Source organism: Arenimonas sp. SCN 70-307 (genome assembly GCF_001724815.1).
Taxonomy (GTDB): Bacteria; Pseudomonadota; Gammaproteobacteria; order Xanthomonadales; family Xanthomonadaceae; genus Arenimonas.
Genome location: NZ_MEDO01000002.1, coordinates 39,363 through 52,557 on the forward strand (window position 1 = coordinate 39,363; position 13,195 = coordinate 52,557).

General features: G+C 70.2%; 10 protein-coding genes and 7 tRNA genes. 15 read left to right on the top strand and 2 right to left on the bottom strand.

Going from position 1 to position 13,195, the window contains the following annotated elements:
• Window positions 1–4 precede the first annotated feature (4 nt).
• On the bottom strand, window positions 5–1,312 hold the full coding sequence (locus ABS41_RS01250; protein WP_290589341.1) for an amidohydrolase family protein: 1,308 nt from the start codon (window positions 1,310–1,312) through the stop codon (window positions 5–7).
• Between the two features lie 80 nt (window positions 1,313–1,392).
• On the bottom strand, window positions 1,393–3,969 hold the full coding sequence (mutS, locus tag ABS41_RS01255) for a DNA mismatch repair protein MutS (protein ID WP_290589344.1): 2,577 nt from the start codon (window positions 3,967–3,969) through the stop codon (window positions 1,393–1,395).
• A 41-nt stretch (window positions 3,970–4,010) separates the two neighbouring features.
• On the opposite strand from mutS, the gene ABS41_RS01260 reads away from it, so the two are divergent.
• From ABS41_RS01260 to clpP, 15 genes are all read left to right on the top strand, one after another.
• Window positions 4,011–4,520 carry a CinA family protein gene (locus ABS41_RS01260; protein WP_290589347.1) on the top strand — a complete coding sequence of 170 codons (510 nt, stop codon included), beginning with the start codon at window positions 4,011–4,013 and terminating at the stop codon, window positions 4,518–4,520.
• A 58-nt stretch (window positions 4,521–4,578) separates the two neighbouring features.
• Window positions 4,579–5,208 carry a transcriptional repressor LexA gene (gene lexA / locus ABS41_RS01265; protein ID WP_290589351.1) on the top strand — a complete coding sequence of 210 codons (630 nt, stop codon included), beginning with the start codon at window positions 4,579–4,581 and terminating at the stop codon, window positions 5,206–5,208.
• Between the two features lie 114 nt (window positions 5,209–5,322).
• On the top strand, window positions 5,323–6,357 hold the full coding sequence (gene recA / locus ABS41_RS01270; protein WP_290589354.1) for a recombinase RecA: 1,035 nt from the start codon (window positions 5,323–5,325) through the stop codon (window positions 6,355–6,357).
• 7 nt (window positions 6,358–6,364) lie between these two features.
• The gene (locus ABS41_RS01275) at window positions 6,365–6,841 is read left to right on the top strand and encodes a regulatory protein RecX (protein WP_290589357.1); all 477 of its coding nucleotides are present in this window, start codon (window positions 6,365–6,367) and stop codon (window positions 6,839–6,841) included.
• 108 nt (window positions 6,842–6,949) lie between these two features.
• On the top strand, window positions 6,950–9,616 hold the full coding sequence (gene alaS, locus ABS41_RS01280) for an alanine--tRNA ligase (RefSeq protein ID WP_290589360.1): 2,667 nt from the start codon (window positions 6,950–6,952) through the stop codon (window positions 9,614–9,616).
• A 136-nt stretch (window positions 9,617–9,752) separates the two neighbouring features.
• Window positions 9,753–9,971, top strand: coding sequence for a carbon storage regulator CsrA (gene csrA / locus ABS41_RS01285; RefSeq protein WP_290589363.1), 219 nt, complete (start codon window positions 9,753–9,755; stop codon window positions 9,969–9,971).
• A 57-nt stretch (window positions 9,972–10,028) separates the two neighbouring features.
• Window positions 10,029–10,121: transfer RNA gene (locus tag ABS41_RS01290), tRNA-Ser, on the top strand.
• 142 nt (window positions 10,122–10,263) lie between these two features.
• Window positions 10,264–10,340, top strand: a tRNA-Arg gene (locus tag ABS41_RS01295).
• 133 nt (window positions 10,341–10,473) lie between these two features.
• A tRNA-Pro gene (locus ABS41_RS01300) sits at window positions 10,474–10,550 on the top strand.
• A gap of 66 nt (window positions 10,551–10,616) precedes the next feature.
• A tRNA-Arg gene (locus ABS41_RS01305) sits at window positions 10,617–10,693 on the top strand.
• 38 nt (window positions 10,694–10,731) lie between these two features.
• Window positions 10,732–10,808, top strand: a tRNA-His gene (locus ABS41_RS01310).
• Between the two features lie 52 nt (window positions 10,809–10,860).
• Window positions 10,861–10,936: transfer RNA gene (locus ABS41_RS01315), tRNA-Lys, on the top strand.
• A gap of 31 nt (window positions 10,937–10,967) precedes the next feature.
• Window positions 10,968–11,052, top strand: a tRNA-Leu gene (locus tag ABS41_RS01320).
• An 88-nt stretch (window positions 11,053–11,140) separates the two neighbouring features.
• Window positions 11,141–12,442: a trigger factor gene (gene tig / locus ABS41_RS01325; protein WP_290589366.1), complete on the top strand. Its 1,302-nt coding sequence runs from the start codon at window positions 11,141–11,143 to the stop codon at window positions 12,440–12,442.
• Window positions 12,443–12,467: 25 nt separating this feature from the next.
• A complete protein-coding gene (gene clpP, locus ABS41_RS01330) occupies window positions 12,468–13,091 on the top strand; it encodes an ATP-dependent Clp endopeptidase proteolytic subunit ClpP (RefSeq protein ID WP_106988990.1) in 624 nt (207 codons plus the stop codon).
• The last annotated feature ends 104 nt before the right edge of the window (window positions 13,092–13,195 follow it).

Genomic DNA, 13,195 nt, shown 5'->3' on the forward strand with positions numbered 1-13,195 from the left:
GCGCTCAGGGGCGGAAGACCTCGCCGCCCTTGACCACGACGTCGACGCGCTTGAGCACGGTGACGTCCTCGAGCGGGTTGCCGCGCACGGCGATCAGGTCGGCATGCTTGCCGGCCTCGAGGCTGCCCACCTGGTCGCCCAGGCCCAGCAGGTCGGCGGCGTTGCGGGTGGCGGCGACGATGGCCTGCGCCGGCGACATGCCGTGCGCCACCATCAGTTCGAATTCGTCGGCGTTGCGGCCGTGCAGGCTGACGCCGGCGTCGGTGCCGAAGGCGATCTTCACGCCGGCCGGCACGGCCTGCTCGAGCGCCTTGCCGGTGATGTCGATGCGCCAGAGGATCTTTTCGAGCACCTCGCCCTGGTAGGCCTGCGGATTGGCGGCCAGGCGCTCGCGGTAGCCGTTCACCGTCGACAGCGTGGGCACGTAGTAGGCGCCCGAGCGGCGGAACAGCTCCAGGCCCTCGCGGTCGAGCAGGGTGCCGTGTTCGATCGAATCCACGCCCAGGCGCAGCGCCAGGTTGATGCCGTCGGCGCCGTGCGCGTGCACCGCCACCTTCTTGCCGTACATGCGCGAGGTCTCGACCACGGCGCGAGCCTCGTCCTCGAACATCTGCGCGCCCAGGCCGGCGCCGATGCGGCTGTTCACTCCCCCGGTGATCAGCAGCTTGATCACGTCGGCGCCCTGGGCCACCTGCGAGCGCACGGCGCGGCGGCAGGCATCGACGCCGTCGCAGACGTTGTTGCCCGAATCGAGCGACTCGTGCAGGTCGCTGCGGAAGCCCAGGCGCGGGTCGCCGTGGCCGGCGGTGGCCGAGATCGAGGTGTTGGCGGTGAGGATGCGCGGCCCGGGCAGCTTGCCGGCGTTGACCGCGTCGCGCAGCGCGCGGATCTCGCCGTCGCCGTCGCCGAGGTTGCGCACGGTGGTGAAGCCGGCCAGCAGGGTCTTGCGGGCGTTGTTGGCGGCCTCGAGCGCGTTGTCGGCCGGGCTGCGCTGCACCTGCGCCAGCTGGCCGGCCAGGCCGCCGAGGTCGTTGGTCAGGTGCACGTGGCTGTCGATCAGGCCCGGGAGCACGAAGTGCTGGCGCAGGTCGAGCACCTCGGTGCCGGCCGGCGCGCCGAAGGCCTCGGGTCCGACGTGGCCATCGCGCACCTCCTGCACCTTGCCGTCGCGTAGCAGCAGCGTGGCCGCGCCGCGCGGCGCCTGGCCGGGGCGGTCGAGCAGCTGGCCGGCCTGCACCACCAGCACGCCAGCCTGGGCGTCGAGGGCGGCGGCCAGCAGCGGCAGGGCGAGGATCAGGCGGCGCAGGGACATGCGGTGACTCCGTGGACGGTCGGTGATAGGGGCAAAACTAGCAGAACCGCGGCGCGCGCCGGTGAGGGCGGCGTCGCGGTTCAGCGCAGCTGCTTGAGGCGGTACAGCGCTTCCAGCGCCTGCCGGGGCGTGAGCTCGTCGGGCGCCAGCGCATCGAGCGCCTCGAGCGCGGCCGAGGGCGCCGGCGCGAACAGGCTGGGCTGCTGCGGCTGCTCGAGCGCGGCCGGGCTCATGCGCGCCACCGCCTGCGGCGCGCCGCGCTGCTCGAGTTCGGCCAGCGTGCGCCTCGCCTGGTCCACGACGATTCGCGGCAGGCCGGCCAGCGCCGCCACCTGCAGGCCGAAGCTGCGGTTGGCCGGGCCGTCCTTGACCGCGTGCATGAACACCAGCTTCTCGCCGTGTTCGATCGCGTCCAGGTGCACGTTGGCGATGCCGCTGCCGGGCTCGGCCAGCGCGGTGAGCTCGAAGTAGTGCGTGGCGAACAGCGTGTAGGCGCGGTTTTGCCCGGCCAGGTGGCGCGCGCAGGCCTCGGCCAGGGCCAGGCCGTCGTAGGTGGAGGTGCCGCGACCGATCTCGTCCATCAGCACCAGCGAGTTCGCCGTGGCGTGGTGGAGGATGTAGCTGGTCTCGGCCATTTCCACCATGAAGGTGGATTGGCCGCGCGCCAGGTCGTCGCCGGCACCGATGCGGGTGAGCACGCGGTCGATGGGGCCGATCACCGCGCGCGCCGCCGGCACGAAGCTGCCGATGTGGGCCAGGATCACGATCAGCGCGTTCTGGCGCATGTAGGTGCTCTTGCCGCCCATGTTCGGGCCGGTGATCACCAGCATGCGGCGGTCCTCGCCCAGCACGAGGTCGTTGGGCTCGAAGGGTTCGTCGCGCACCGCTTCCACCACCGGGTGGCGGCCGCGCTCGATGTGCAGGCCCGGCGCGTCGGCCAGTTCCGGGCGCGACCAGTCCAGGGCCTGGGCGCGCTCGGCGAAGGCGGCCAGCACGTCGAGCTCGCTCAGCGCCGCGGCGCAGCGCTTGAGCGGCTCGAGCCGCTGGTTGAGCGAATCAAGCAGCTCTTCGTACAGCGCCTTCTCGCGGGCGAGCGAACGCTCGCGCGCACTGAGCACCTTGTCCTCGAAGGCCTTGAGCTCCTCGGTGATGTAGCGCTCGGCGCCGGTCAGCGTCTGCCGGCGCGTGTAGTGCGTCGGCGCGCGCTCGGACTGGCCCTTGCTGATCTCGATGAAGTAGCCGTGCACCCGGTTGTAGCCGACCTTGAGCGTGGCGATGCCGGTGGCGGCGCGCTCGCGGGCCTCGAGGTCGACCAGGAACTGGTCGGCGTTGGTCGAGAGCGTGCGCAGCTCGTCGAGCTCGGCGTCGAAGCCCTCGGCGATGACGCCGCCGTCGCGCATCAGCACCGGCGGCTGCGGCACCACGGCGCGCGCCAGCAGGGTGGCGGCTTCGCCGTGTTCGCCGAGCTCGGCGGCCAGCGCGGCCAGGCGCGGCGAATCCAGCGGCGCCAGCAGGGCGCGCAGCGAAGGCAGCATCGCCAGGCCGTCGCGCAGCGTGCTCAGGTCGCGCGGCCGCGCCGAGCGCAGGGCCACGCGCGAGAGGATGCGCTCGAGGTCGCCGAGGCCGCGGAAGGCCTCGCGCAGCGCCTCGTGCGCGCCCGATTCGATGAAGGTGGCCACGGCGTGGTGGCGCTGGCCGAGCACGGCGCGGTCGCGCAGCGGGCGGTTGAGCCAGCGGCGCAGCAGGCGGCCGCCCATCGGGCTGACGCTGGAATCAAGCACGCCCAGCAGGGTGTGCTCGGTGCGGCCGTCGGTGCGGCTGTCGAGTTCGAGGTGGCGGCGGGTGGCGGCGTTGAGCGCGATGCCGTCGCCGGCCGATTCGAAGGCAATCGCGCTCAGGTGCGGCAGCTGCTGTTTCTGCGTCTCCTCGACGTAGGCCAGCAGGGCGCCGGCGGCGGCGGTGGGCAGCGGTTTGTCCTCGAGCCCGAAGGCGCTCAGGTCATGCAGCTTGAAGAAGCGCAGCAGCTGGCGCCGGCAGGCCTCGGCCTCGAAGCCCCAGGGCGGGCGGCGGCGCATGCCGGGCTGGTTGGCCAGGAAAACGGGCAGGCCGTCTTCGTCGGGCAGCAGCAGTTCGGCCGGCTCGAGCCGCGCCAGTTCGGCGGCGAGCTGGTCTTCGTCGGCGACCTCGGAGACCAGGAAACGGCCGCCGGCGAGGTCGGCCCAGGCCAGGCCGTAGCCCGTGCGGCCGCGGGCGACGGCCATCAGCAGGGTGTCGCGGCGCTCCTGCAGCAGGGCTTCGTCGGTGACGGTGCCGGGCGTGACGATGCGCACCACCTTGCGCTCGACCAGGCCCTTGGCCAGGGCGGGGTCGCCGATCTGCTCGCAGATGGCCACCGATTCGCCCAGCGCCACCAGCCGGGCCAGGTAGCCCTCCATCGCGTGCACGGGCACGCCGGCCATCGGAATCGGCTGGCCGGCCGAGGCGCCGCGCTGGGTCAAGGTGATGTCGAGCAGGCGCGCGGCCTTGCGCGCGTCGTCGTAGAACAGCTCGTAGAAATCGCCCATCCGGAAGAACAGCAGGATGTCCGGGTGCTCCGCCTTGGCGGCGAAGAACTGCTTCATCAGCGGGGTGTGCTGCGGGGCGTCCGTGGCGGGCATCCGGATGGCAAGGGCAGGGGTGGCCCTATAGTCTAGCGGCCATGGACAACCGCGCCGCGCTTCCCACCGACGACGACCTGCACGCCCTGGCCCTGCGCGTGGGCGAGGCCCTGCAGGCCCGGCACCTGATGCTGGCCACGGCCGAGAGCTGCACGGGCGGCTGGATCGCCAAGATGATCACCGACATCCCCGGCTGCTCGGCCTGGTTCGACTGCGGCATGGCGGCCTACAGCTACGAAGCCAAGCAGGCGTTGCTGGGCGTGCGGCCCGAGACCCTGGTCGGCCACGGCGCGGTGAGCCGCGAGACGGTGACCGAGATGGTGTCGGGCGCGCTGGTCAATTCCGGCGCCTCGATCGCGGTGGCCGTCACCGGCGTAGCCGGCCCCAGCGGCGGCACCGCCGACAAGCCGGTCGGCACGGTGTGGATCGGCTGGAAGCGCCGCGGCGGCTACCCGCGCGCCGAGGTCTTCCACTTCGACGGCGACCGCGACGCGGTGCGCCGGCAGACCGTGGCCGCGGCCCTGGAAGGCCTGCTGGCGCTGGCGGCCTGAGCCGGACCGCCGCCGGGGCTTGACAACCCGCCCGGGTTCGTTAGTAGTATTGCTACTAATGGACATCACCGACACCCAGCGCGCCATCCTCGCCTTCATCGCCGGGCGCATCGAGGCCGATGGCGCCTCGCCGTCCCAGGTCGAGATCGCCCACGCCTTCGGCTTCAAGGGCGTGCGCGCGGCCCAATACCACCTCGAGGCCCTGGAAGCCGCCGGCGCCATCCGCCGCGTGGCCGGCCAGGCCCGGGGCATCCGACTGGTGCAGTCCCCGGCCGCCGACCTCGTCCCGGCGGCCGGGGACGACCTCCTGCGCCTGCCCATCCTCGGCCGCGTGGCCGCCGGCATGCCCATCGGCGCCGACGCCGGCCACGACGGCATGGTGCTGCTCGACCGCGTGTTCTTCTCGCCGGCGCCCGACTACCTGCTGCGGGTCAAGGGCGACTCCATGCGCGACGAAGGCATCCTCGACGGCGACCTGATCGGCGTGCACCGCACCGCCGAGGCGCGCAGCGGCCAGATCGTGGTGGCGCGGGTGGACGAGGAAATCACCGTCAAGCTGCTCAAGACCGGCAAGGACGGCATCCGCCTTCTGCCGCGCAACCCCGATTACGCACCCATCGTGGTCCGCCCCGACCAGGATTTCGCCATCGAGGGCCTGTACTGCGGCCTGGTGAGGCCCAACCGGTGAGCCGAAGGCTGACCCTTCGCCCGGAATTCGCGTCTTCCGGCGCAATCTCGGTCCATGAGACTTTGGCCTCCTAAAGTGGCCGCCAACCCCAAACACACCCCGAGGAATCCGACGATGGACGAGAACAAGAAGCGCGCCCTCACCGCCGCCCTGAGCCAGATAGAAAAGCAGTTCGGCAAGGGCGCGGTCATGCGCATGGGCGACAAGTCCACCGAAGCGGCCGAGGTCATCGGCACCGGCTCGCTGATGCTCGACATCGCGCTGGGCATCGGCGGCCTGCCCAAGGGCCGCGTCATCGAGATCTACGGTCCGGAGTCCTCGGGCAAGACTACGCTCACCCTGCAGGCCATCGCCGAGTGCCAGAAGGCCGGCGGCACCGCGGCCTTCATCGACGCCGAGCACGCGCTCGACCCCACCTACGCGGTCAAGCTGGGCGTGAACATCGACGACCTGCTGGTCAGCCAGCCCGACACCGGCGAGCAGGCGCTCGAGATCGCCGACATGCTGGTGCGCTCGAACTCGGTGGACATGGTCGTGGTCGACTCGGTCGCCGCGCTCACCCCGCGCGCCGAGATCGAGGGCGAGATGGGCGACCAGCTGCCGGGCCTGCAGGCCCGCCTGATGAGCCAGGCCCTGCGCAAGCTCACCGGCAACATCAAGCGCAGCAACTGCATGGTCATCTTCATCAACCAGCTGCGCATGAAGATCGGCATCATGATGCCGGGCCAGAGCCCCGAGACCACCACCGGCGGCAACGCGCTGAAGTTCTATGCCTCGGTGCGCCTGGACATCCGCCGCATCGGCTCGGTCAAGAAGGGCGACGAGATCATCGGCAACCAGACCAAGATCAAGGTGGTCAAGAACAAGATGGCCCCGCCGTTCAAGGTCATCGTCACCGAGATCCTCTACGGCCAGGGCATCAGCCGCGAGGGTGAGCTGATCGACATGGGCGCGGACGCCAAGCTCATCGAAAAGGCCGGCGCCTGGTACAGCTACAACGGCGAGCGCATCGGCCAGGGCAAGGAGAACGCCCGCCAGTGGCTCAAGGACAACCCGGCGGTGGCCAAGGACCTCGAGTCCAAGCTGCGCGACAAGTTCGTGCCGGGCCTGGTGATCGGCGACGAGAACGCCGAAGCCGTCGAGGGCTGAGGCCGGCATGGCCGGCGCGCGCCGCGAGGGCGCCGATGCCTACCAGCGGGCCCTGGGCCTGCTGGTGCGGCGTGAGCACTCGCGGCGCGACCTCACCCGCAAGCTGGCCCAGCGCGGGGTCGAGCCGGCCGAAGCCGCCGCCGCGGTCGAGCGGCTGGCGGGGCAGGGCTACCAGGACGACCAGCGCTTTGCCGAGAGTTTCGCCCGTGATCGCACCAGTGCCGGCTACGGCCCGGTGCGCATCCGGGTCGAGCTGGCCGGCCACGGCCTGGCCGAAGAGGCCATCGCCGCCGCGCTGGCGGCCTGCGAGGCCGACTGGGCCGCCCTGGCCCGGCGCCAGGTCGAGCGCCGCTGGCGACCGGCCGAGCTGGCCGACCCGGCGCGCCGGCGCAAGGCTGTCGAGTTCCTGCTGCGCCGCGGCTTCGACCAGGGCGATGCCTGGTCGGCCGTCCGGGCCACGCCCGACGAAGACGCCGACCTCTAGGCCGGCATCGCCGCCGAAATCCACGCGGGCCCGGCCCGCGGGCTGGTAATCTTGAAGGTCTGGCCGCACCGTCTCCGGTGTGGCCCTCCGCCTCACTGCCAGCCAGCCATGACCAAGACCAGCCACCAGATCCGCCGGGACTTCCTCGAGTTCTTCCAGTCCAAGGGCCACGAAATCGTGCCCTCCAGCCCGCTCGTGCCGGGCAACGACCCGACCCTGCTGTTCACCAACGCCGGCATGGTGCAGTTCAAGGACGTGTTCCTGGGCGCCGACAAGCGCAGCTACAAGCGCGCGGTCAGCTCGCAGCGCTGCGTGCGCGCCGGCGGCAAGCACAACGACCTCGACCAGGTCGGCTACACCGCCCGCCACCACACCTTCTTCGAGATGCTGGGCAACTTCAGCTTCGGCGATTACTTCAAGCGCGACGCCATCGCCTATGCCTGGGAGCTGCTGACGCGGGTCTGGGGCATCCCGGCCGACAAGCTGCTGGTCACCGTCTACCACACCGACGACGAAGCCTTCGAGATCTGGAACAAGGACATCGGCCTGCCGCCCGAGCGCATCATCCGCATCGGCGACAACAAGGGCGCGCCCTACGCCAGCGACAACTTCTGGCAGATGGCCGACACCGGCCCCTGCGGCCCCTGCAGCGAGATCTTCTACGACCACGGTCCGTCCATTCCCGGCGGCCCCCCGGGCAGCCCGGACGAGGACGGCGATCGTTTCATCGAGATCTGGAACAACGTCTTCATGCAGTACGACCGCCAGCCGGACGGCACCCTGGTGCCGCTGCCGGCGCCCTGCGTGGACACCGGCATGGGCTTAGAGCGCATCGCCGCCGTGCTGCAGCACGTGCACAGCAACTACGAGATCGACCTGTTCCAGCACCTGATCAAGGCCGCGGCCGCGCTCACGAATACCAGCGACCTCGAGCACAAGTCGCTGCGCGTGATCGCCGACCACATCCGCGCCTGCAGCTTCCTGGTCGTCGATGGCGTGCTGCCTTCGAACGAGGGCCGCGGCTACGTCCTGCGCCGCATCATCCGCCGCGCCATCCGCCATTTCTGGAAGCTCGATGGCCTGAGCGCCGACGGCAAGTTCTGGCGCATGGTGCAGCCGCTGGTCGAGGCGATGGGTGAGGCCTATCCGGAGCTGGCGGCGAAGCAGAAGCTGGTCGAGCAGGCGCTCAAGGCCGAGGAGGCCGCGTTCGCGCAGACGCTCGACGCCGGCATGGCGCGCCTGCACGACTACCTGGCCGCGTCCGGCAACCGCATCAGGGGCGAGCAGCTGTTCCAGCTGCACGACACCTATGGCTGCCCGCCCGACCTGATCGCCGACCTGCTGCGCGAGAACGCCGACAAGGGCTGGGCCCTGGCCGACGGCGCCCTGGCCGAGTACGAGTCGCTGATGGACCAGCAGCGCGAGCGCGCCCGCGCCGCCAGCAAGTTCGCTGGCGCCACCGCGCTGCCGGCCGACCTGGTGGCCACGCTCAAGCCCACCGAGTTCCTCGGCTATGAAGCGCTCGAGGCCGACGGCTGCCGCGTCGTGGCCCTGGTGCGCGACGGCAAGCCGGTGCAGCAGCTGGCCACCGGCGAGGAGGGCATCGTGTTGCTCGACCACACGCCCTTTTACGCCGAGTCCGGTGGCCAGGTCGGCGACACCGGCGCGCTGCTCGACCCGCGCGGCGACCACTTCGAGGTGCACGACACGCTCAAGCTCAACGGCGCCTTCCACGCCCATGTCGGCCGCCTCGACCGCGGCACGGTGAAGGTCGGCGACAAGCTCTCGGCGCGCGTGGATGGCGAGCGCCGCCAGGCCGTGGTGCTCAACCATTCGGCCACCCACCTGCTGCACGCGGCCCTGCGCAAGGTACTGGGCGAGCACGTCACGCAGAAGGGTTCGCTGGTGGCGCCCGACCGCCTGCGCTTCGACTTCTCGCACTTCCAGGCCATCACCGGCGAGGAGCTCGAGCGCATCGAGGCGATGGTCAACGCCGAGATCCGCCGCAACGCCGAGGCCGAGATCCACCACATGGGCATGCAGGAAGCGCTGGATTTCGGCGCGATGGCCCTGTTCGGCGAGAAGTACGGCGAGCGCGTGCGCGTGCTGCGCATGGGCGAGTTCTCCACCGAGCTGTGCGGCGGCACCCACGTGCACGCCACCGGCGACATCGGACTGTTCAAGATCACCAGCGAGGGTGGCGTGGCCGCCGGCGTGCGCCGCATCGAGGCCGTCACCGGCGCGGGTGCGCTGGCCTACGTGGCCGAGGAAGAAAAACGCCTGGCGCAGGCCGCCAGCCTGCTCGGCGGCAACCCGCGCGACGTGCTGGACAAGCTCGCCCAGCTGCTCGAGCGCCAGAAGAAGCTCGAGCGCGAACTCGAGTCGCTCAAGGCCAAGGCCGCCGCCGGCGCCACCGCCGACCTGGCCGCGGCGGCGCCCGAGGTGGGCGGCGTGAAGGTGGTCGCGGCGCGCCTGGAAGGCCTGGACGCCAAGGCCCTGCGCGATGCCGTCGACCAGCTCAAGTCGCGCCTGCCCGAGGCCGTGATCCTCCTGGCCTCGGCCAGCGAGGGCAAGGCCTCGCTGGTGGCGGGCGTGCAGGGCGGGGCGCTGGGCCGGGTGAAGGCCGGCGAACTGCTTTCGCACGTGGCCGCCCGCATCGGCGGCAAGGGTGGCGGTCGCCCGGACATGGCCCAGGGCGGCGGCAGCGACGGCCCCGAGCTGGTGGCCGCGCTGGCCGAGGTGAAGGATTGGGTGGCGCAGCGCCTGGGCGGCTGATCGCGCCGCCGGCGCCGGTTTGCACCGCTGCCGGCCGCGAACTACCATCCGGGGCATGCCGCGCATCGTGCGCGGACGGGGAACCGCGGGGCGCCGCTCCGCGGGCCGGTGCAGGGACGTATCGGGAGGGAAGGGGATGCTGATTCTGACGCGAAGGGTGGGAGAGACCCTGATGATCGGTGACTCGGTCACCGTCACGGTGCTGGGCGTCAAGGGCAACCAGGTGCGCATCGGCATCACCGCGCCCAAGGATGTCGCCGTGCACCGCGAGGAAATCTTCCAGCGCATCCAGAAGGACGACGCCCCGGGTTCCGGCGGCGGGCCGGACGATGCGGGTTTACCCAAGCCCGGCTGAGGGCGTATCCTATGCGGCCGGTCGCGCCCCCAAAGGCACGGCCGGCAGCCGTTTTCCGGAGTGATGCCCGAGAGGCCGAAGGGGCTCCCCTGCTAAGGGAGTATAGGGTCAAAAGCTCTATCGAGGGTTCGAATCCCTCTCACTCCGCCACTTCCGAAATCGCCGCCCGCGGGCGGCGATTTTTCTTCCCGGCCCAGGCCGCGAACGGAAAGGAACCGGCGAGGGATGCCGCGAAGAAGTTTGTCGAAAGTATTGACGGCTTCCCGCACGTGTCCCATAATTTCGCTTCTGCGCGCCCGTAGCTCAGTTGGATAGAGCACCAGGCTACGAACTTGGTGGTCGGGAGTTCGAATCTCTCCGGGCGCGCCACTAATGCAAACAGGGTGCTTCGGCACCCTTTTTGTTCGGAGGACGGGGTTGGCCGGCGCATTGCGCCACCTTCCCCGCCAACCGTAAAGTGAGACTCCTGCGGCGCGCTTGCAAAGGCGTCGGGCTTCACCGCCGGGGTATAGCTCAGCCTGGTAGAGCGCCAGCTTTGGGAGCTGGATGTCGTGGGTTCGAATCCCTCTGCCCCGACCAGGCCGCTGTCCCCGGACCTGCGACCCGCATGGATGCGGCGCGGGCCGGCCGGTATCATCCCGGCAGGCGCCCGTAGCTCAACCGGATAGAGCACCGGCCTTCTAAGCCGGCGGTTGCAGGTTCGATTCCTGCCGGGCGCGCCAGGCGGGGGTGGCGGCAGGGGCAGGGTGGTTTTACATTGGTGGATGTAGCTCAGTCGGTTAGAGCATCGGATTGTGATTCCGAGGGTCGCGGGTTCGAGTCCCGTCTTCCACCCCAGTTCCAGGCACGGCATAATGTCGCGTCGCAGCCGCTTCGGCGGGAAGATTACGGGCCGTTAGCTCAGTTGGTAGAGCAGTTGACTCTTAATCAATAGGTCGTAGGTTCGAATCCTACACGGCCCACCATCTTCCCGAAGAATCGATCCCGCGCGGCGTTGCGAAAGTGGCGGAACTGGTAGACGCGCTGGATTTAGGTTCCAGTGGGGCAACCCGTGAGAGTTCGACTCTCTCCTTTCGCACCATCCGGCAACGGAGGCGCGGGGACGAGCCGGAGCTCCGCGGGTTTTTTCATTTTCGCGCCCAAGAAAAGGCGCGGTCGCAGGAGTGAACATGCAAGTCTCGCTTGAGAACACCGCCAACCTGGAACGTCGCCTCACCGTCAGCCTGCCGGCCGACCGCCTCGAGGGCGTCGTCGGCAACCGCCTGCGTGAGCTGGCGCGCACCGCCAACATCAAGGGCTTCCGCAAGGGCAAGGTCCCCACCAAGGTGATCGAGCAGCGCTTCGGCGCCCAGGTCCGCAACGAAGCCTTCGGCGAGCTGGTGCGCGAGAGCCTCGGCGAGGCCATCCGCCAGCAGGACCTCAAGCTGGCCGGCAACCCGGACATCCAGGCCGAGCCCCAGGGCGACGGCGGCGAGATCCGCTACACCGCCACCTTCGAGATCGTGCCCGACTTCGGCACCATCGACCCGGCCAAGCTGGAGATCGAGCGCGTCAACTCCTCGATCGAGGAGTCCGACATCGACGCGATGATCGAGACCCTGCGCCAGCAGCGCCGCCAGTGGGAAGACGTCGAGCGCGCCGCCGAGCCGGGCGACATGGCCCAGGTCGAGACCTTCGCCGAAACCGCCAGCGCGCGCGTGCCGGCCGAGGGCGTCGAGCGCGGCGCCACCGTCATCGGCTCGAACGTGATGTTCCCGGCGCTTGAGTCGCGCCTGGCCGGCATGAAGGCCGGCGACCAGGCCCAGGTCGAGGTCACCTTCCCGGACAACTGGCGCGTCGCCGAGCTGGCCGGCCAGCCGGCCAAGGTCACCCTGAAGGTCACCCGCGTCGCCGCCGCCAGGCTGCCCGAGGTCGACGAGGCCTTCATCAAGAGCTTCGGCATCAAGTCCGGCAAGCTCGAGGTGTTCCGCAAGGAAGTGCGTTCGAACCTCGAGCGCGAGCTCAAGGGCAACCTGATGCAGCGCCTGCGCGCCGAAGTGGCCAGCAAGCTCGTCGCCGCCTACAAGGACGTCGAGCTGCCGCCGCGCCTGATCGACGCCGAGGCCCGCTCCATGGCCGCCAACGCCACCCAGCAGGCGCGCCAGCAGGGCCAGGCCAACCTCGGCTTCGAGGCCGCCCAGTTCATGGACGCCGCCCGCAACCGCGTCGCCGCCGCCCTGCTGGTGGGCGAGGTCGCCCGCCAGAACGAGCTGCGCCTGGACAACAAGCGCCTCACCGAAACCCTGCAGCTGATCGCCTCGACCTACGAGGACCCGGCGCAGGTGGTCGAGCTCTACCGCAACGACGCCAACCTGATGGCCGGCCTGCGCAACCGCGTGATGGAAGAGCAGGTGATCGACTGGATCGCCGAGCGCGCGCAGTCGACCGCAAAGACGATGAGCTTCGCCGAACTGATGCGTCCGGCCGCCTGAGCGGCCACCACGTAAGGAGACGGGAATGGATCCGATCAAGGCTTTGAACCTGGTGCCGATGGTGGTCGAGCAGACCAGCCGTGGCGAGCGCGCCTACGACATCTATTCGCGCCTGCTCAAGGAACGCGTCATCTTCCTCGTCGGCCCGATCGACGACTACATGGCCAACGTCATCGTCGCCCAGCTGCTGTTCCTCGAGGCCGAGAACCCCGAGAAGGACATCAGCCTGTACATCAACTCGCCGGGCGGCGTGGTCACCTCGGGCATGGCGATCTACGACACCATGCAGTTCATCAAGCCCGACGTGAGCACCATCTGCGTCGGCCAGGCGGCCTCGATGGGCTCGCTGCTGCTGGCCGCCGGCGCGGCCGGCAAGCGCTACATCCTGCCCAGCGCCCGCGTGATGATCCACCAGCCGCTGGGCGGCTTCCAGGGCCAGGCCAGCGACATCGAGATCCACACCCGCGAGATCCTGACCCTGCGCGACCGCCTCAACGGCGTGCTGGCCAAGCACACCGGCCAGCCGATCGAGCGCATCGCCAAGGACACCGACCGCGACAACTTCATGGACGCCGAGGCCGCCAAGGCCTACGGCATGGTCGACGCGGTGCTCGACCGCCGCCCCGACGACACCGTCCAGGCCGGCTGACCGGCCCCTCCGAAGCCGCTTCCACGGCCCGTCCCGGCCCCGAAAGGGCCGGGACGTGGCCTTTTGGCGGCCTGTGATATTCTCGACCCCGACCCATTCCACCA